This is a genomic window from Nocardia sputi (genome assembly GCF_023501985.1).
On the sequence record NZ_JAMFLC010000020.1, the window covers coordinates 170,482 to 188,785 of the forward strand.

At 67.9% G+C, this 18,304-nt stretch carries 16 protein-coding genes; 9 read left to right on the plus strand and 7 right to left on the minus strand.

The window, feature by feature from the left end; all coding sequences use genetic code 11:
- Window positions 1-111: 111 nt before the first annotated feature.
- From M8859_RS25800 to M8859_RS25810, 3 genes are read left to right on the plus strand one after another with little or no spacing between them, the layout of a single operon-like run.
- Entirely contained in the window at window positions 112-5,049 is a 4,938-nt protein-coding gene (locus M8859_RS25800) for an NAD-glutamate dehydrogenase (protein ID WP_249644928.1), read from the plus strand.
- An 8-nt stretch (window positions 5,050-5,057) separates the two neighbouring features.
- Window positions 5,058-5,510, plus strand: coding sequence for an acyl-CoA thioesterase (locus M8859_RS25805; protein WP_255466158.1), 453 nt, complete (start codon window positions 5,058-5,060; stop codon window positions 5,508-5,510).
- Between the two features lie 48 nt (window positions 5,511-5,558).
- Window positions 5,559-6,224, plus strand: coding sequence for a DUF8185 domain-containing protein (locus M8859_RS25810; protein WP_159924130.1), 666 nt, complete (start codon window positions 5,559-5,561; stop codon window positions 6,222-6,224).
- Between the two features lie 211 nt (window positions 6,225-6,435).
- Here the strand turns inward: M8859_RS25810 and M8859_RS25815 are convergent, their stop codons facing one another.
- Both M8859_RS25815 and M8859_RS25820 read right to left on the minus strand, forming a co-directional pair.
- Window positions 6,436-6,747: an AzlD domain-containing protein gene (locus M8859_RS25815; RefSeq protein WP_249644929.1), complete on the minus strand. Its 312-nt coding sequence runs from the start codon at window positions 6,745-6,747 to the stop codon at window positions 6,436-6,438.
- Window positions 6,744-7,439, minus strand: coding sequence for an AzlC family ABC transporter permease (locus tag M8859_RS25820; protein WP_159924126.1), 696 nt, complete (start codon window positions 7,437-7,439; stop codon window positions 6,744-6,746). The genes M8859_RS25815 and M8859_RS25820 overlap by 4 nt, the downstream gene beginning before the upstream one ends.
- A gap of 176 nt (window positions 7,440-7,615) precedes the next feature.
- Here M8859_RS25820 and M8859_RS25825 point away from each other — a divergent pair, with 176 nt between their 5' ends.
- The gene (locus M8859_RS25825) at window positions 7,616-8,182 is read left to right on the plus strand and encodes a helix-turn-helix domain-containing protein (RefSeq protein ID WP_159924124.1); all 567 of its coding nucleotides are present in this window, start codon (window positions 7,616-7,618) and stop codon (window positions 8,180-8,182) included.
- 5 nt (window positions 8,183-8,187) lie between these two features.
- On the opposite strand, the gene M8859_RS25830 is transcribed toward M8859_RS25825, so the two are convergent.
- Window positions 8,188-8,892 carry an HNH endonuclease gene (locus M8859_RS25830; RefSeq protein WP_195071513.1) on the minus strand — a complete coding sequence of 235 codons (705 nt, stop codon included), beginning with the start codon at window positions 8,890-8,892 and terminating at the stop codon, window positions 8,188-8,190.
- Between the two features lie 243 nt (window positions 8,893-9,135).
- On the opposite strand from M8859_RS25830, the gene M8859_RS25835 reads away from it, so the two are divergent.
- The 4 genes from M8859_RS25835 to M8859_RS25850 all read left to right on the plus strand — a co-directional run bounded on the left by M8859_RS25835 (window position 9,136) and on the right by M8859_RS25850 (window position 12,209).
- Window positions 9,136-9,540: a globin gene (locus M8859_RS25835; RefSeq protein WP_159924122.1), complete on the plus strand. Its 405-nt coding sequence runs from the start codon at window positions 9,136-9,138 to the stop codon at window positions 9,538-9,540.
- Window positions 9,541-9,770: 230 nt separating this feature from the next.
- Window positions 9,771-11,375 (plus strand): glycoside hydrolase family 13 protein, encoded by a 1,605-nt coding sequence (locus tag M8859_RS25840; RefSeq protein WP_321210348.1) that lies wholly within the window; start codon window positions 9,771-9,773, stop codon window positions 11,373-11,375.
- A 104-nt stretch (window positions 11,376-11,479) separates the two neighbouring features.
- Window positions 11,480-11,758 carry an aa3-type cytochrome oxidase subunit CtaJ gene (gene ctaJ, locus M8859_RS25845; protein ID WP_159924120.1) on the plus strand — a complete coding sequence of 93 codons (279 nt, stop codon included), beginning with the start codon at window positions 11,480-11,482 and terminating at the stop codon, window positions 11,756-11,758.
- Window positions 11,745-12,209 (plus strand): DUF5130 domain-containing protein, encoded by a 465-nt coding sequence (locus M8859_RS25850; protein ID WP_159924118.1) that lies wholly within the window; start codon window positions 11,745-11,747, stop codon window positions 12,207-12,209. Before ctaJ ends, M8859_RS25850 begins: the two co-directional genes overlap by 14 nt.
- A 74-nt stretch (window positions 12,210-12,283) precedes the next feature.
- Here the strand turns inward: M8859_RS25850 and pepN are convergent, their stop codons facing one another.
- Window positions 12,284-14,866 (minus strand): aminopeptidase N, encoded by a 2,583-nt coding sequence (gene pepN, locus M8859_RS25855; RefSeq protein WP_249644930.1) that lies wholly within the window; start codon window positions 14,864-14,866, stop codon window positions 12,284-12,286.
- Window positions 14,867-15,052: 186 nt separating this feature from the next.
- On the opposite strand from pepN, the gene M8859_RS25860 reads away from it, so the two are divergent.
- Window positions 15,053-15,889 carry a phosphoribosylaminoimidazolesuccinocarboxamide synthase gene (locus M8859_RS25860; RefSeq protein WP_249644931.1) on the plus strand — a complete coding sequence of 279 codons (837 nt, stop codon included), beginning with the start codon at window positions 15,053-15,055 and terminating at the stop codon, window positions 15,887-15,889.
- Window positions 15,890-15,892: 3 nt separating this feature from the next.
- On the opposite strand, the gene M8859_RS25865 is transcribed toward M8859_RS25860, so the two are convergent.
- From M8859_RS25865 to M8859_RS25875, 3 genes are all read right to left on the minus strand, one after another.
- Window positions 15,893-16,375 (minus strand): NUDIX hydrolase, encoded by a 483-nt coding sequence (locus M8859_RS25865; protein ID WP_249644932.1) that lies wholly within the window; start codon window positions 16,373-16,375, stop codon window positions 15,893-15,895.
- A 219-nt stretch (window positions 16,376-16,594) separates the two neighbouring features.
- A complete protein-coding gene (locus M8859_RS25870) occupies window positions 16,595-17,857 on the minus strand; it encodes an RNA polymerase sigma factor (RefSeq protein WP_195071509.1) in 1,263 nt (420 codons plus the stop codon).
- Complete coding sequence (locus tag M8859_RS25875; RefSeq protein ID WP_195141292.1) at window positions 17,854-18,255, minus strand: YciI family protein; 402 nt, start codon at window positions 18,253-18,255, stop codon at window positions 17,854-17,856. Before M8859_RS25875 ends, M8859_RS25870 begins: the two co-directional genes overlap by 4 nt.
- Window positions 18,256-18,304 lie beyond the last annotated feature (49 nt).

The following is an 18,304-nucleotide window of genomic DNA, read 5'->3' on the forward strand; positions in this document are numbered from 1 at the left end:
GTGAACACTCCGATCCAGGAAGGGAATTCACCCACGCGTCCTCGGCGCACAGTTACCCTCGGACCAGCGTCACTTTGTTACGGAACCGATATCCGAGGGAGTTGGCGAAAAATGACCGTCTCGTCCGAATTGTCCAGCGCGGCGTGGGCCGCGGGTTTGCCGCAGTCATTGCGCGGCGATCTCGCGACGCTCGAGGAAGCGTACTTCCGCCACGTCGACGCGGGCGATGTGGACTGTGCGATCACCGGCATCACCCAGATCTTCCGCAGGCATCTGGAGCTGGGGGTGACGCGCCGCCCCGGTCGCGCGCTGGTGCGGGTATACCACCCGGATGACGGCTCCGGAATCGGTGCGGCGGTGCAGATCGTCACCGACGACATGCCGCTGCTGGTCGAGTCGATCAGCTCGTCGCTGAGCAGGATCGGCGTCAGCGTCAGCGAGATCATCCATCCGATCTTCGAGGTCGAGCGGGACGCGGAGGGACGCCTGACGCACGCCGCCGCGCACGAGGTGGACGGCACCGGCGCGGCCGGGTTGCGCGAATCCTGGATGCACGTGCAATTGCACCCGTCGACCAGTGCGGCACTGCTGGCCAGGGTCGAGGCCGCGGTGCCGGACGTGGTGGACGATGTGCGTCAGGTGATCGGCGACACCGAAGCGATCAAGGACGTGCAAAGCAAGCTGGCCGACGACCTCGAGCTCGCCGCGGGGTCCGGCTCCGCGCCGTTCGACTCGGCCGAGCTGACCGACACCGCCAACCTGCTGCGCTGGCTGGCCGGAGGGAATTTCACCCTGCTCGGCTACGCGCGCTACCGACTGAACACCGACGAGGGCAGGGAGATGTCCACCGTCGTGCCCGCCACCTGCCTCGGCGTGCTGCGACCGGACGTGGGCACCGACTTCCACGTGCCGGTCAACAGCGGTGACCGTCCGCTGCTCACGCTGACCCAAGGACTTGTTCCCGCCACCGTGCACCGTGCGGTGTACCCGTACTTCGTCAGCGTCGCCGATTTCGACCCGCATGGAACCGTCGTCGGCGAGCACCTGTTCATCGGCGTCTTCACCGTCTCCGCCGTGCACGAGAACGTCCTGGACATCCCGGTGATCGAGCGCCGGGTCCGCTCGGCGATCGAGGACAGCGGATTCGACCTGGAATCGTTCTCCGGGCAGGCGATGCTCGAGGTTATCCAATCCTTCCCCCGCACCGAACTCTTCTCCGCCGACGCCGAGACGCTGCGCCGCACCGCCACCGCCGTGCTGAGTGTGGGCCTGCGCCGCCAGGTGCGCCTGTTCCTGCGCGCGGACACCTACGGCCGCTACGTCGCCTGCCTGGTCTATCTGCCGCGTGATCGGTACACCACCAGCTCGCGGCTGGAGATGCAGGAGATCCTGGTCCGCGAACTGGGTGGGGTGTCCATCGACTATTCCGCGCGGGTGGGCGAAAGCGAGCTGGCGCGAGTCTATTTCACGGTGCGCATGCCGGAAGCCGAGCTCGGTGCTCCGCATCGGACACCCCCGGTCGCCGACACCTCCGAGCCCAACCGGCTGCGTCTGCAGAACCTGCTCGCCGAGGCCAGCCGCACTTGGGACGACCGCCTGAACGACGAGGTGAGCACGTCGACGGTGCTCGATCCGGCCGTGGTGCAGCGGTACGCGGAGGCCTTCCCCGAGGGCTACAAACAGGATTTCGCCGCGGCACGGGCGCTGCGAGACATCGTGCGCCTGGAGCGGCTGAGTGCGGGCGGTATCGACCAATACCTCTACCGGAAGCCGGGTTCGGCGCCGGGTTCGTGGCGCTTCACCCTCTACATCGGTGGCAGCGGTATCTCGCTGAGCCAAGTACTTCCGGTGTTGCAAAGCCTCGGTGTCGAGGTGGTCGACGAGCGCCCGTACCAGATCGAGCTGGAGGACGCGGCGGGCGGCGCCGGTGGTGAACGGTGGATCTACGATTTCGGTCTGCTCGCCCGCCCGGAGTTGTTGCGCAGTTCGCTCGACCGGGATCTGGACGCGGAACTGCTCGAGTCCTCCAAACGCGCCGACGTGTTGGAGGCCGAGGTGCGCGGCCTGCGTGAGCGGTTCGTGGAAGCCTTCGAGGCCATGTGGTACGGCCGCGCGGAGGCGGACGGGCTGAACGAACTCGTGCTGCGTGCGCGGCTGCCGTGGCGGGCCGTCTCGATCCTGCGCACCTACGCGAAGTACTTGCAGCAGGCCAATTTCCCGTACAGCCAGGCCAACATCTGCCGTGTGCTGCTCACCTATCCGGATATCGCGCGCCTGTTCGTCGATCTGTTCGCTGCGCGTTTCGATCCCGACACCGTCTCCGCCGAACATGCCGCGGAGCTGGAGACCCAGGTGCGAGGGCGCATCGATGAGGTGGTCAGCCTGGACGCGGACCGCATCCTGCGGTCGATCCTCGGACTGATCAAGGCGACGCTGCGCACCAACTACTACGTGATCGACGCGGAAGGCAAACCACGCGAGTACGTTTCGGTGAAGGTCGAACCGCGGGAAATCGCCGAGTTGCCCAAGCCGCGGCCGCAGTTCGAGATCTTCGTGTACTCGCCGCGGGTGGAGGGCGTGCATCTGCGCTTCGGGCCGGTGGCGCGTGGTGGGTTGCGGTGGTCGGACCGGTTGGAGGATTTCCGTACCGAGATCCTGGGTTTGGTGAAGGCTCAGGCGGTGAAGAACGCGGTGATCGTGCCGGTCGGCGCGAAGGGCGGTTTCGTGGTGAAGCAGCCGCCCGCGGCTACCGGTGATCCGGTGGCGGACCGGCAGGCGTTGGGCGCCGAAGGGGTTGCTTGCTACCGTACATTCATCTCCGGCTTGCTGGATATCACCGACAATGTGGATCGCGCGAGTGGGCAGGTGTTGCCTCCTGACCGAGTGGTGCGCCGCGATGGTGATGACACCTATCTCGTGGTCGCGGCGGACAAGGGCACTGCGTCGTTCTCCGATATCGCCAATGATGTGGCGCAGAGTTATGGGTTCTGGCTGGGTGATGCGTTCGCCTCGGGTGGGTCGGCGGGTTATGACCACAAGGCGATGGGTATCACGGCCAAGGGTGCTTGGGAGAGTGTCAAGCGGCATTTCCGTGAGATGGAGCTCGATACGCAGTCGCAGGATTTCGCTGTGGTGGGTGTGGGTGACATGAGTGGTGATGTGTTCGGTAACGGTATGTTGTTGTCGGAGCACATTCGTTTGGTGGCTGCGTTCGACCATCGCCACATTTTCCTGGATCCGGATCCTGATGCGGCGCGTTCGTTCCGGGAGCGGCAGCGGATGTTCGCGTTGCCGCGGTCGTCGTGGGCCGACTACGACCCGTCACTTATCAGCCCCGGCGGAGGTGTGTGGGACCGCACCGTGAAGTCGGTGCCGATCAGCCCGCAGGCCAGGGCGGCTCTGGGGCTGGGCGATGACGTCGTATCGCTGTCGCCGCCGGATCTGGTCCGCGCGATCCTGCTCGCGCCGGTCGACCTGCTGTGGAACGGCGGTATCGGCACCTACATCAAGGCGAGCACCGAGACCAACGCCGAAGTGGGCGACAAGTCCAACGACGCGGTACGTGTCAACGGGAGCCAATTGCGGGTCAAAGTGGTCGGCGAGGGCGGCAACCTCGGCGCGACGGCGTTGGGCCGCATCGAGTTCTGCCGCAAGGGCGGCAAGATCAATACCGACGCGCTGGACAACTCGGCGGGCGTGGACTGCTCCGACCACGAGGTCAACATCAAGATCTTGCTCGACGCCGTCGTGTCCGGGGGGCAGTTGCTGCCCGACGAGCGCAATCCACTGCTGGCCTCGATGACCGACGAGGTCGCGCAGATGGTCCTGCGGGACAACGTGGCGCAGAACTTCCTCATGGGTATTTCGCGCACCGAGGCGTCGCAGATGCTGCCCGTGCAGATGCGGTTGATCGAGGATCTCGAAGAGCGTCGCGGCTTGGACCGCGAACTCGAGGCGCTGCCCTCCGATCAGGAGATGAAGCGCAGGCTGGAAGAAGGCTCCGGTCTGACGTCGCCGGAGCTGGCGAATCTGATGGCGCATGTGAAGCTGTCGCTCAAGGCCGATCTGCTCGAATCCGACCTGCCCGACAGTCAGTACTTCGCCACGCGGCTGCCGGACTACTTCCCCACACCGCTGCGCGACCGCTTCGCGGCGGCGATCAAACGCCACCGGCTGCGCCGGGAGATCGTCACCACCATGATCGCCAACGAGATGGTGGACTACGGCGGCATCACCTACGCGCACCGGTTGAACGAGGAGGTCGGCGCCACCACCACCGATGCGGTGCGCGCCTTCGCCGCGGCCAGCGGAATCTTCGATCTGCACGACATGTGGAAGCGAATCCGTGCGTGCGACGCACCCACTTCGGTGCGCGACCTGCTCGAACTGGAGACGAAGCGGACGTTGGACCGGGCGTCCCGATGGCTGCTGAGCAACCGGCCGCAGCCTATCGCGGTGGGCTCGGAGATCAGTCGGTACCGCGCCGACGTGCGTGAACTGGCCCCCAAGGTGGCGGGATGGCTGCGCGGACATCATGTGTCCACCCTCACCGACCAGTCCGCCGAATTGATCGCCCGCGGCGCGCCGACCGATCTGGCCACCGAGGTCTTCGGTCTGCTCAACCTCTTCCCTCTGCTGGACATCGTGGACATCGCCGATATCACCGACCGGGACGGCGACGAGGTCGGGTCGCTGTACTACGCGCTCAACGATCACCTCAAGATCGACTGGCTGTTGCAGGCGGTCAGCCACCTCGAACGCGGCGACCGCTGGCATGCGCTGGCGCGGCTCGCGCTGCGCGACGACATGTACGCGTCGCTGCGCTCGCTCACCCTCGACGTGCTCTCCGGCGGTGACCCCGAAGAGACGGCGAACGAGAAGATTGCATACTGGGAGTCGAAGAATCAGTCCCGCCTCGGCCGAGCCAGGGCGGCGCTGTCGGAGTTGTTCGAATCCGGAACCCACGATCTCGCCACGCTTTCGGTTGCGGCGCGGCAAGTGCGGAGCATGGTGAGCGGGGTGGGCGCCCAATCGGAGGTACCACGTTGACGAGTTCGGTGAGCGGAAGCGGGAAGGCGGCGGGCAGCCTGGTGCTGCCCCGGCGTTTCCATGCCAAGGTGGACGTCAGGTGGTCGGACATGGACGTGTTCCAGCACGTCAACCATGCCCGGATGGTGACGCTGCTGGAGGAGGCGCGGATCCCGTGGCTGTTCGAGGACGGCCGCCCGACCGCCCCGTTGCGTGAGGGCTGCGTCCTCGCCGACCTGCACGTCCGCTACCGCGGCCAGCTGCGGCACGAGGACACGCCGCTGGATATCGCCATGTGGATCGAGCAGTTGCGCGCGGTCGACTTCACCATCGGTTACGAGGTGCGGGCGGCGGGCGCCGAGCCCGATTCGCCCGCGGCGGTGGTCGCGTCCACGCAGATCGCGGCATTCGACATGCGGGCGCAGCGATTGCGCAGGCTGACCGACGCCGAGCGTGATTACCTGTCCGAGTGGATGGAGTGAGCGACCGCGCATCGGTGATCGTCGAATGCTGACGGCGGGGCAGCCGTGATGACGGAACAACGAGTACTGCACGTACCGGATCCGGCGGAGCGGGAGAATCTCGCGACGTTCCTGACCAGGGCCGTGCGGCTGGACCCGGCGGTGGTGGTGCGCCTGCGCCGCCGCGGGGAGAATTACGTCTCCGCATGGGTCGCGACGGGTTTCGAGGCGCTGGCGGGACGCACAGTGATCGCCGAGCTCGGCGTCGACGACGTGACGGTCGGCGCCGATCTCGTGCTGGCCGGTATGGCGAGCGGCAGTCCGATCGACCTCGGATATCCGATGGACTCCGCGTGGCGTGGCGCGTTGCCGCCCACGGACGGTTTCGCGCACGTCGAGGACGTGCCCGCCCGTACCTTGGTCGAACTCGCCGAGCAGGGTGCGCAGCTGGCGAAGGAGCACGGCAGCAACCACGGTCCGCCCGCCTCGCTGCTCGACCAGACGGTGCTGACGGTGTCCGGCGCAGGCGCTCAGGTGCAGGTGCCGATGCGGGTGGTCTTCGCGCTCACGGCGATGGACTTCATCCCGCACTCGGGCGAGAAGGCCGATCCGCGCCGCATCCCGTCCGCCGAGATCGTGCGCGTACGCGCGACGAGGACATGGCTGCGCCTGGACGCCCGCTACGGTTCGGTGGCCCGCCGCCTGGGTGGAGCAATCCCCTTGATCGCAGGCTGAGCACGCGGCTCGTCCCTCCGGACGCCATCGCTATCACGCGTGTGCACAACCGATTTCGCGAGCACCGGAAGATGCAAGGGCCATAGACCGATTTTCGGTAGCACAACAATGCCCGGGAGCGATCGATGAGGTAGGCGGCGCCGTCGGCAGGAGGGGACGGCGCCGCCTTTGTCGGCACGGAACGGTTGCGCGGGCTGGATTTTCGAGCCGCTCAAGAGATGCCGATCAGGCGAAGGAACGTGGTCGTCGCGGCGGCGGCCAGGATGACCACCAGTATGGGGCGTTGATGCCACGCCAGTACGCCGCCGACGAGAACGCCTACGGGCACGGCGAATCCGAGACCAGCGGTACCGAGCGGCAGGGTGGTCACGGCCACCAGTGCGGCCAGCAGCACCACGGCGCCGATTTCCAACAGCCGTATCACGCGTGCCGGAAGTCGCACCCGCTCGCGCAGCGCGGGGCCCGCCCACCGGCACGCGTAGGTTCCCGCGGCGAGCGCGACGATTCCGGCGGCCAGCATCATGCCGCTTCCGATGCGGTCGCTGGTCGCGGCTTCTCCCGCGCAGCCACCAGCAGTCCGGCCAGGGCGAGCAGGACCGGCAGTCCCGTAGGCAGGAAGGGGGCGGTTATCAGCGCGATCGCGGTACCAACGCACACCGCCGCGAGGGTGGTCCGGTCGCGCAGGGCGGGCAGGACCAGCGCGAGCAGCACCGCGGGAAACACCGCGTCGAGTCCGAGCGCCGAGGTGTCGGTGACCACCGATCCGATCAGCGCTCCGATGGCCGCGCCACCGGGCCACGCCAGCAATATCCCGGCTCCGGTGATCCAGTAGGCCGCGCGCCTGCGACTCGCATCGGGTTGCGCGATGGTCAGAGCGACGGACTCGTCGTTCATCAGATGCACCCCGAGCGGCCGGCGCCAGCCCGTGCCGACCGCGTCGGGAACCGACAATCCGTACGGCACGTGCCTGGCGTTCACCAGCAGGCCGGCCAGCACCGCCGCTATCGGACTACCCCCTGCGGCGACGATTCCCAGGAACAGGAACTCCGAACTCCCGGCGAGCACCACGCACCCGAGCAGAATCGGTAGCCAGATCGGAAAGCCCGCGCTCACCGCCGTCGCGCCGTAGGAGATCCCGATCACGCCCACGGCCAGGCACACCGCCGCGATGCCCAGCAAAGTGTCCCGATCGAGTGTTCGCCATATCGAACGCATGTTGTTTATAGTGAACATGGTGAGGGGCTTCGTCAATCCGTTCGGCTCCGGAGGCTCCTCTCGGTGACCGCCGCGGATACGAGCAGGGCGCAAGAGGCGGTCGCATAGCGAGGCGGCTCATTGATCTGGTTTCCTGTCGAGTAAGTCAAGGTGCAGGACGCAGACACGGAGCGAGAATGACGCGGCAAGACGCGACGACGACACCTCAGGCGGTGATCGCCGCCGCGCTGCGCCGCGAGCGCACCCGGGCCGGGTTGTCGTTGAGTGAGGTCGCCCATCGGGCGGGCATCGCGAAATCGACGCTGTCGCAGTTGGAATCGGGAACCGGCAACCCGAGCCTGGAAACGTTGTGGGCATTGTGCGTCGCGCTGGATATGCCGTTCTCCCGGTTGCTCGATCCACCGCGCCGGAGCGTCCATGTGATCCGGGCCGGTGAGGGCCCGGTGGTCGCGGCCGAGCGGTCGGAGTACCAAGCGACCCTGCTGGCGGCCGGGCCGGCCAATTCCCGCCGTGACCTGTTTCGTATCACCGCGGAGCCGGGGCATGCGCGCCGATCGGAGCCACATATCGCCGGTGTCGTCGAGCACGTGCTGCTCGCGCAGGGGCATGCGCTGGTCGGACCGGTCGAGGCCCCCGTCGAACTACATCCTGGTGATTACATCGCCTACCCAGGCGATCAGCCGCACGTGTTCGAGGCGCTGGCTCCCCGGACCTGGGCGACGTTGGTGGTCGAGTACACCTGATCCGCTCAGGCCGCGCCTTCGCCCAGATATTGCAACCAGACGGGATCGAGTTCCGCGGTGGTGGACAGCAAACGCCAATGCGGGCCCTTCGGCGAGACCAGAGGCGATCGGAGCGTCCAGCCCAGCTCGCTGAGAAGTTTGTCGGCTTTGCGGTGGTTGCACGGCGCGCAACTGGCGACGCAGTTCTCCCACGAATGCTCCCCGCCGCGGCTGCGCGGGATGACGTGGTCGATGGTCTCGGCCTTGCCGCCGCAATAACCGCAGCGGTACCGATCCCGGTGCATGAGGGCGGCGCGGGTCATGGGGACCCGGGCCCGGTACGGGACGTGGACGTAGCTGCGCAGGCGGATCACCGAAGGAATGGCCACCGACGTCTCGGCGGAGTGCACTATCGGCCCTTCGTCGTTGTGGTGGACGGCGTCGGCCTTGTCGCAGATGAGCAGGACGATCGCGCGGCGTGCGGATAAAGCGGTGAGCGGCTCGTAGGTGGCGTTCAACAGCAGCACCCTGGTTTTGAGCCAGTTCGTGCCCTCGACGAGCGGGGCGGTGGGGCGGGGTCCGTGGTCGTGATGGCCACGATGTCCACCCGGATAATGTTCGGACAAGATGTGCAGCGGAGTAGCCCCCGACCCACGATTGTGGACGTCGGCGGGCTGGAGTTGTCGGTGCGCTCGCGCCTCGTGTGACCGGGCGCTGTGCCGCTGCTTCATCTCGACCTCGATTTCATGATTGGCAGGATCATGTGGTATCTGCAAAGCAGAGACTGTCACCCAGTTGACCATGGAATGTCGGGCATTGCACGGTGATTTTCAACAATGTCCGGTTAACTGTGGCTGAAGTGCCGTTGAGGTGCGATGTTCCAGCCGCTGAGCGGCAGCGTACGGGCAGTGCGGCGGCGTCGCCCGGGCGCGGGCACAATGGACAGCGGCGCATCCGGTGAATCGAGAGGGTTTATGACTTCGGGCGAGCAAACGGCGACGTCGTTCTACGAGGCGGTCGGCGGGGCGGAGACGTTCCGGCGGCTCGTCGCGACGTTCTATCGCGAGGTGGCCGCCGACGAGGTATTGCGCCCGCTCTATCCGGAGGAGGATCTCGGCCCGGCGGAGCGTCGTCTGCGGATGTTCCTCGAGCAGTATTGGGGCGGTCCGCGCACCTACTCCGACGAGCGCGGCCACCCGCGCCTGCGCATGCGGCACATGCCGTTCACCATCGGACCGATCGAGCGTGACGCGTGGCTGCGCTGCATGCGTATCGCGGTCGCCGAGATCGAGCCGGAAACCCTGGACGAGGAGCACCGCAAAGCGCTGCTCGACTATCTGGAGATGGCGGCCAACTCTTTGGTGAATGCCCCGTTCTGACAACGCGTTCACCTCTGGGCCGACCGCCTCTGTGAAAAATGTGTTTTCTACCGCGTTGAGGTGGCGGTGAATTCGCTGATGAACCACGGGTGACGGGAACCTTGCGCGTGAGAGACGATGTGGGGCGAGGTTTTTCGTCTCTATGGCTAAGGTGCTGAATGTTTGCCCGTCATCTGTGGCCGCGCGTCGCCTGAAGGCTTTCGCCGCAGAACTTTGGCACTATTGCGGGTGTGAGTGATGCACCAGCCGTAACGGCGCCGGTGGATCGCACCACGCAGTCGTGGTGGCGGTCGGCCGTGTTCTACCAGGTTTATCCCAGATCCTTCGCGGACTCGAGCGCAGACGGGGTCGGTGATCTCGGCGGAGTCAGGGACAAGCTCGGCTATCTCGAACTGCTCGGCGTCGACGCGCTGTGGATCTGCCCGGTGATGCGGTCGCCGATGGCCGACGGTGGCTACGACGTTGCGGACCCGCGCGACATCGATCAGCTCTTCGGCGGGCTCGCCGCGATGGACGCCCTGATCGCCGAGGCGCATGCCCGTCGGATCAGGGTGACCATGGACCTGGTGCCCAACCACACCAGCGACCAGCATCCGTGGTTCCGCGCGGCGCTGGCGGCGGCGCCCGGCAGTCCGGAACGTGACCGGTACATCTTCCGCGACGGCCGTGGGCCCGGTGGCGCCGAGCCGCCGAACAACTGGCCGAGCATCTTCGGCGGACCCGCCTGGACCAGGATCACCGAGCCCGACGGCACGCCCGGCCAGTGGTACCTGCACATCTTCGCCCGCGAGCAGCCCGACCTGAACTGGTCGAATCCCGAGGTCGCCGCCGATTTCGAGCAGACGCTGCGGTTCTGGCTCGAGCGCGGCGTGGACGGGTTCCGGATCGACGTCGCACACGGCATGGCCAAGCCGGACGGCTTGCCCGACATGCCCCAATTGGGCGTCTCGGCCTTGCTCGCGCACGACGACAGCGACCCGCGGTTCAACAATCCGGCCGTCCACGACATCCACCGCCGGATCCGCAAGGTCGTCGACGAGTATCCGGACGCGGTGCTCATCGGTGAAGTGTGGGTGAACGACAACACCCGCTTCGGCGAGTACGTGCGCGCCGACGAACTGCACTTGGCCTTCAACTTCCGTCTCGCCGAATCGGCGTTCGAAGCCGAGGCGGTGCGCGACGCGATCGACAACTCGCTCGCCGCCGTCGCACCGGTCTTCGCCGTGCCCACCTGGACGCTGTCCAATCACGACATCGAGCGCGAGGTCACCCGGTACGGCGGCGGCGCGCTCGGCGTCGCGCGGGCGCGGGCGATGATCCTGCTGGAGCTCGCGCTGCCCGGCGCGGTGTTCATCTACAACGGCTCCGAGCTGGGGCTGCCCAACGTCGACGACCTCCCCGACCACGTGTTGCAGGACCCGGTGTGGGAGCGCTCCGGGCACACGCAGCGCGGCCGCGACGGTTGCCGGGTGCCGCTGCCCTGGGAAGGCGCCGCGCCGCCGTTCGGGTTCACCACCGCGACGCCGTGGCTGCCGATCCCGCCCGAATGGGCGCCGCTGACCGTCGAGGCGCAACTCGAGGAGCTGGGGTCGACGCTGTCGCTGTATCGACTGGCGATCGAACTGCGGGCACAGCGGCCGGAGTTCGCGGGGGACCGGATCGAGTGGTACGGCAGCCCCCAGGGGTGTCTGGCGTTCCGCAGGCCGGGTGGGCTGGTCTGCGTGCTCAACGCCTCCGACGCTCCCATCCAGCTACCGCCGGGAGACGTGCTGCTGGCCAGTGCGCCGACCGAGGGCGGGCAGCTGCCGCCGAACGCGTCGGCCTGGTTGGTCTGAGGCGCTCGGTGAAGTCCCAGCTCGGGCCGGGTGCAGCCGACACGGACGGCGGCCCGGCGCTACCGGACGGAGAACTACTACAGAGGATCGTCTACCTTTGATCCGTGAGCATTCTCGAGACAGTGCTGATCTTCGTCGGCATTCCACTGGTGATCTACGGCGTAATCGCCGGATTGTCGTTTCTCGGTAAGCCACTGCCTGGCGAGAAGCCGGTCCACTTCGCCCTCGGTCAGGAGTGGACCCAGCCGCCGGTGCTGTGGAGTGCCACCGAAGAGGTGATCGGCTCGGGTCACCACTTTCCGGAAACGCCGCATGGACAGCATGCGGCCATCGAGTCCACCGAGGTGGATCTGATCGGAGGACGGGCAAGTGGCAGGTTCTAAGTGGCCCGCGGTGGTCGAAGCCGAGTTGCCGCATGGATACGCGATCACCAGCAGCGGGCGCGTCTCCGGCGTGCACGAGGCGGGCGATGTGTTCAAGGAAGCGCCGTTCAACGATGAAGAGCGGCTCACCATGGACAACGTGCTCACCGAGGCGACCCGCGCGACCAAGGTGCGCTTCAACGTCTACATCGGCGATCTGGGTGCCGATCCGGCCGCAGGCGCGGACGCGATCTTTCCCGGCACGCCCGAGGCGGAGCATTCGGTGCTCATCGCCGTCTCGCCGAACGAGAAGGCGATCGAGGTTCGCTCGGGCCGGGACGTCGCCGACCGGGCGAACGATCGCGTCTGCCAGCTCGGCGTCACCGCCGCGCTGAGCTCGTTCCGGCAGGGCCAGCTGATCGACGGCGTGGTCTCCGCCGTCCGCGTGATGGCCGCCGCCATCGGGCGGTAATCTCCGCCGGCGCCTGCGGCTGGATGTTCCCGGCGCGTCCACCCGATCACCGGGTGGACGCGCCGGTTTCGTTCTTACGGCTGTGCGTCGAAGGCGCGGGCGCGCAGCGAGCGCTCGATGCCCGCCTTGCCTTCGCTGACCAGGCGGCGCAGCGCCGGAGGGTGGTCGCCGGCGAGGAACTTGTCCGCGACGGCCACCGCGTCCTCGCTGATCGCCCAGTGCGGGTAGAGGCCGACCACCACGGTCTGGGCGACCTCGCTGGAGCGACGCTCCCAGACGCCGGGGACCTCGGCGAAGTACCGTTCCACGTACGAGGTGAGCAGCTCATCTTGCCCAGCGGGCGCGAAGCCGCCGACGATCGAGCGGGCCGTGACGTTGGGCACCGAGTCGTCGCCCATCACCGTCGCCCACGCCTGCTCCTTCACCTCGGCGATCGGACGCGCCGTCGCCGCGGCGGCCGCCTGCCGCTTGCCCGCCGCGGTGGGATCGTTGGACAACTCCTGGTCGATGACCGGCGTATCGAGCCCCTCGGCATCGATCTCGCCCGCCGCCGCGAGCGCGGCCACGATCCGCCAGCGCAGGTCGGTGTCGACCACCAGGCCCGGCAGCCCGACCTTCGCCGGATCACCGTCGAGCAGTTCGCGCAGCACCTCGGTGTGCCAGGCCGACAGCTTCGCGCCGGTCAGCGCGTTGACGAAGGCCAACTGGTGGTCGGAGCCCGGCTCGGCTTCGCGCGCCAGTTCGAGCAGCCGGTTCGCGTACTCCGGCCAGCCGGTGGTGGCGGCCCACTCCGGATCGGCGTAGCTGCCCAAGGTGGTGTTGGCCTGCATGAGAAGCCGCTGCACCACGCCGATCTCGGTCTCGGCGCCGACGCCCCGCCCGACCAGCGCGACGAAATCGCGGGCGCGGAACTCGGCCTGACGGGTCATCTCCCAGGCCGCCGACCAGGCCAGCGTGCGCGGCAGCGGCTGCGCGATGTCGGCGATGCGGTTGACCAGCACGTCGAGCGAATCGGCGTCCAACCGGATCGAGCAGTAGGTCAGGTCGTCGTCGTTGACCAGCACGAACTGGCCGCGGGGAACGCCGATCAGTTCGGGCACCTCGGTGCGTTCGGCGGCATCGAGATCGAGTTCGACCCGCTTGATGCGAACCAGCTTCCCGTCCTGGTCGTCGTACACGCCGACGGCGAGGCGGTGCACGCGCCGCTCGCCCGCGCCCGGCTGGGCACCCTCCTGCACCACCGCGAACGAGCTGAACCTGCCTTCGGCGTCCACCTCGAAGTCCGGGCGCAAAATGTTCAAGCCGGTGGTCTTGAGCCACTGCGCGCCCCAGGTGGACAGATCGCGTCCGGACGACTTCTCCAACGCCGACAGCAGATCGTCGAAGGTGGCGTTGCCGTAGGCGTGGTCGGCGAAGTACGCGCGCAGGCCGGCCAGGAACGGCTCCAGACCGACGTAGGCGACGAGCTGCTTCAGCACACTGGCGCCCTTGGCGTAGGTGATGCCGTCGAAGTTCACCTCGACCGCGGCGAGATCGGGAATGTCGGCCGCGATCGGGTGGGTGGACGGCAGCTGGTCCTGCCGATAGGCCCAGGACTTCTCCACGTTCGCGAACGTGGTCCAGGCGTTGGTGTACTCGGTCGCCTCGGACTGGCACAGCACCGACGCGAAGGTGGCGAACGACTCGTTCAGCCACAGGTCGTCCCACCACTTCATGGTGACCAGGTCGCCGAACCACATGTGCGCCATCTCGTGCAGCACGGTCTCGGCGCGGCGCTCGTAGGAGGCCCGGGTGACCTTGGACCGGAAGACGTAATCCTCCAGGAAGGTCACCGCGCCGGCGTTCTCCATCGCGCCCGCGTTGAACTCTGGGACGAACAGCTGGTCGTACTTGCCGAACGCGTACGGGACGCCGAAGTTGCGGTGGTAGAAGCCGAAACCCTGCTTGGTCTCGGTGAACAGTCGTTCGGCGTCCATGTGCTCGGCCAGCGAGGCGCGGCAGTAGATGCCCAGCGGGATGCTGCCGTGCTCGTCGGTGTAGACGTCGGTCCACTGCGCGTACGGGCCGGCGATGAGCGCGACCAGGTAGGTGCTCATCTTCGGGGTGGTGCGGAAGACGTGCTTGCCCGGCTCCGGCGCGAGCGTTTCCACGACGGCGGCGTTGGAGACGACCTGCCAGTCGGCCGGGGCGGTGACGGCGAGGTCGAAGGTGGCCTTCAGGTCCGGCTGGTCGAAGCAGGCGAACATCCGCTTGGCGTCGGCGGTCTCGAACTGCGAGTACAGGTAGACGGCGTCGTCGGCCGGATCGACGAACCGGTGCAGGCCCTCTCCGGTGTGCGAGTACTCGCAGTCGGCCTCCACCACCAGCTCGTTGCGCTCGGCCAGGTCGGTCAGCGTGATCCCGGTCGACTCGTCGTATCCGGAAACGTCCAGGGCGGTGCCGTTGAGCACCGCCGAGCGCACGCCACGGGCCACGATGTCGATGAACGTGCTCGCGCCCGGCGTAGCGGTGAAGGTCACGGTGCTGCGGGAGAAGAAGGTCTGCTCGCCCGGTTTGCCCGCCCCGTCGGTCAGATCCAGCTCGACGCGGTAGTTCTCGACCGCTACCGTGGCGGCGCGTTCGATCGCCTGGTCGCGAGTGAGGTTGGGTGCGGACATAAGGCTCCTTCGTGGTCGAAGAACTGGCACGGGCGACACCCACAATGCCACCTCGGTGTGGCAGGTCGCGCGGGACTTTCCCGACCAACCCTAGTGATGCGGACGGCGCGACGGCCACGGCCGGACAGCGGCGGTATTGTGCCTGGTGCAGCGCAGGTTCACCACCACGGATTCGGAGGCTCGACGTTGAAGCATGTGCACGCCGGGAAGGTGCGTGACCTGTACGAGGACGGCGACACGCTGCTGCTGGTCGCTTCCGACCGGGTGTCGGTGTACGACGTGGTGCTGCCGACGCCGATCCCCGAGAAAGGCGCCCTGCTGACCCAGCTGTCGAACTGGTGGTTCGAGTTCTTCACCGACGTGCCCAACCACGTCGTCTCCGCCACCGACGTGCCCGCCGAGTTCGCGGGCCGCGGCATCCGGGTCAAACCGCTGAAGATGGTCGGGGTGGAATGCATCGCGCGCGGCTACCTGACCGGTTCCGGGCTGGTGGAATACCGGCAGACGGGCTCGGTGTCCGGGGTCGCGCTGCCGCCCGGGCTGCGCGAGGGCGACAAGCTGCCGGAACCGATCTTCACCCCGACCACCAAAGCGTCCGAGGGGCACGACGAGTCGATCACCTTCGCGGACGTGGTGCACCAAGAGGGGCGCGAGGTCGCCGAACGACTGCGCGAACTGACCCTGCACATCTATGCCCGCGGTGCTGCGCACGCCGCAGAACGCGGCGTCATCGTCGCCGACACCAAAGTCGAGTTCGGTTGGGACGGTGACGTTCTCACCCTCGGTGACGAAGTGCTCACTTCGGATTCCTCGCGTTTCTGGCCCGCCGACGAGTGGGAGCCGGGCCGGCCGCAGCGCTCGTTCGACAAGCAGTTCGTCCGCGACTGGTCCACCTCCACCGGCTGGGACAAGGAGCCGCCCGGCCCGCAGATCCCGGCCGATGTGGTCGAGGCGACGCGCCAGAAGTACGTGGAAGCCTACGAACTCCTCACCGGCCGGACCTGGGCGGGCGTGTCGAGGTAGCGGTCAGTCCGCCAGTCGCTCGGCCAGCCGCTTCAAACAGGGCCGCTGGCCCGCGACCAGCTTGTCGCGTGCGGTGGCCGGGTCGAACCACTCGGCGCGATCGATCTCGGGGAACTGCGTGAACCGTCCGGAGCGCGGCGGCCACTCCAGCTGAAAGGTTCCCGGCACCACGGCGGCGGGATCGAGATCGCCCTCGACGGCCCAGACGGTGAGGACCTTCTTGCCCGCGCTGCTTCCGTATCGCACCTCACCCAGCGGCAGCCACGTACCGTCCGGGACCGGCAGTCCCAGTTCCTCGGTGAACTCGCGGCTCGCCGCGGACCGTGCGTCCTCCGCGTCCGGCTCGTACTCGCCTTTCGGAATCGACCACGCGCCCGCGTCTTTTCGCGCCCAGAAGGGGCCGCCCATGTGCCCGAGCAGCACCTCGACGGCGCCGTCCGAGTCGCGGCGGAAGAGCAGGACTCCGGCGCTGTGTTTGTCTGCCACACGCGTAGTCTGCCTGGTCGCCGCCGTTCAGGGGCACGTCTCGTCCACTGCTGCGCGGCGCGTGCTCGTACGAACGCGCCGCCATCGCCCCGCGTCCTGTCGCGCGCGAGGCGCGCTCGCCGCATGGACTGGCGAACATCGCCGCATGGACTGGCGACATCGCCTCCCGAGGCGAGAGGTCGAGCGTAGAGGCGCGAGGCCGGAGCAGCCTTTCCGGAACTACCGGACGAGATCCGTACGAGCGTGTCGCAGCCGTGCGGCGCGGATGGTGAGGTAGTCGCGTTCTGGGGTGCTCGTCGTGCGGGCCGCGGCCTTGGCATAACAGGCGGCGGCCGCATCGATGTCGCCCGCCATCTCGTGCAGATGGCCGCGCACGGCGTCGAGCCGATGCGTGCCCGCCAGCCGGTCGTCGAGCGTGGCGGCCAGCGCGAGACCGGCTTCCGGTCCCGACACCATCGCCGTCGCCACCGCCCGGTTGAGCGTCACCATCGGACTGTCCGAGAGTCGCTCGAGCCGGTCGTACAGCGCCAGGATCTTGGTCCACTCGGTGTCCTCGGCGCGGGTGGCCTGGGCGTGCAGGACCGCTATGGCGGCTTGGATCTGATACTGCCCGCGCAGGCCCTGCGCCAGCGTGCCGGTGATGAGGGCCGTCCCTTCGGTGATCAGCCCGCGATCCCACAGCGCGCGGTTCTGTTCGGCCAGCGGGATCAGCTCGCCGTGCGCTCCGGTGCGTGCCGCGCGCCGGGCATCGGTGAGCAGCATCAGCGCGAGCAACCCGGTGACTTCGGGGTCCGCGGGCAACAGCCGGTGCACCGCCCTGGTGAGCCGGATCGCCTCGTCGGACAGATCGGTGCGCTGCAAGTCGGGCCCCGAACTGCTGGTATGTCCTTCGCTGAAGATCAGGTACAGCACGTGCAGCACCGCGCCGAGCCGCTCGCGCCACCGCTCGTCACCCGGTTGCGCGAAGGGGCGCTCCACCGTGGCCAGCTTCTTCTTCGCCCGCGTGATCCGTTGCGCCATCGTCGCTTCCGGCAGCAGGAAGGCGCGGGCGACCTGTTCGGTGCCGAGCCCGCCCACCGCGCGCAGCGTCAGCGCTATGGCCGCGGCAGGCGACAGCGCCGGGTGGCAGCACAGGAACAGCATGGTGAGCGTGTCGTCGTGGTCCACAGGGACGGCGTCGGTCACCTCGCGATCGAAGGCGGTGGTCTCCCTGCGCCGCCGCGCGACTTCCGCGCGCACGGCGTCGGCCATGCGCCGCTGCGCGACCTGGATCAGCCAGGCCCGCGGATTGTCCGGCATGCCTTGCCGCGGCCATTGCGTCGCGGCCGCGAGCAGCGCCTCCTGCAGTGCGTCTTCGGCGGTGTCGAAGTCGCCGAAGCGGCGGACGAGCGTTCCGAGGACCTGCGGCGCCAGCGCGCGCAGCAGGTCCTCGGTGCTCGCCGGGAGCGGTGTGTCGTCGGGCACCGCACGCCGGTCGCTCATTGCTCGGTGGCGGGGGCGCCCATCACCGCGCGAACTTCGATGTACTCGCCTATCGGTGCACCGCCGGGGCCGGGGGCGGCGGAGGCCTGCGCGGCGATCTCGTAGGCCCGTTCGGGGCTGTCCACGTCGACGATCCAGTACCCCGCCAAGAACTCCTTGGTCTCCGGGAAAGGCCCGTCGGTGACCACCGGGGCCGACCGGCCGTCCGAACTGACGATCCGCGCGTCCTCCGGCCCGGCGAGCCCCTGTGCCTCCACCAACTCGCCCGCCTCGGCCAGTTGCGCACCCAGTGCGCGCTGGAAGTCTATGTGCGCCTGGATCTCTTCCGGGGACCATTCGTTGATCGGTGTGTCGCAGTACGCGGTGCGCCCGTAGGTCTTCAGCAGCATGTACTTCACGATTCGTTTCCTCTCCTGCGGCATTGGGCCGTATCGAGCGCCTCGGTGG

What these genes read in the sequence shown, in the direction of transcription:
- M8859_RS25810 (WP_159924130.1), top strand. Translation starts at nt 5,559, where the DNA reads ATGACGGAACAACGAGTACTGCACGTACCGGATCCGGCGGAGCGGGAG.
- M8859_RS25870 (WP_195071509.1), bottom strand. Translation starts at nt 17,857, where the DNA reads ATGAGCGACCGGCGTGCGGTGCCCGACGACACACCGCTCCCGGCGAGC.
- M8859_RS25820 (WP_159924126.1), bottom strand. Translation starts at nt 7,439, where the DNA reads ATGCGTTCGATATGGCGAACACTCGATCGGGACACTTTGCTGGGCATC.
- M8859_RS25830 (WP_195071513.1), bottom strand. Translation starts at nt 8,892, where the DNA reads ATGAAGCAGCGGCACAGCGCCCGGTCACACGAGGCGCGAGCGCACCGA.
- M8859_RS25815 (WP_249644929.1), bottom strand. Translation starts at nt 6,747, where the DNA reads ATGATGCTGGCCGCCGGAATCGTCGCGCTCGCCGCGGGAACCTACGCG.
- M8859_RS25825 (WP_159924124.1), top strand. Translation starts at nt 7,616, where the DNA reads ATGACGCGGCAAGACGCGACGACGACACCTCAGGCGGTGATCGCCGCC.
- M8859_RS25835 (WP_159924122.1), top strand. Translation starts at nt 9,136, where the DNA reads ATGACTTCGGGCGAGCAAACGGCGACGTCGTTCTACGAGGCGGTCGGC.
- pepN (WP_249644930.1), bottom strand. Translation starts at nt 14,866, where the DNA reads ATGTCCGCACCCAACCTCACTCGCGACCAGGCGATCGAACGCGCCGCC.
- M8859_RS25800 (WP_249644928.1), top strand. Translation starts at nt 112, where the DNA reads ATGACCGTCTCGTCCGAATTGTCCAGCGCGGCGTGGGCCGCGGGTTTG.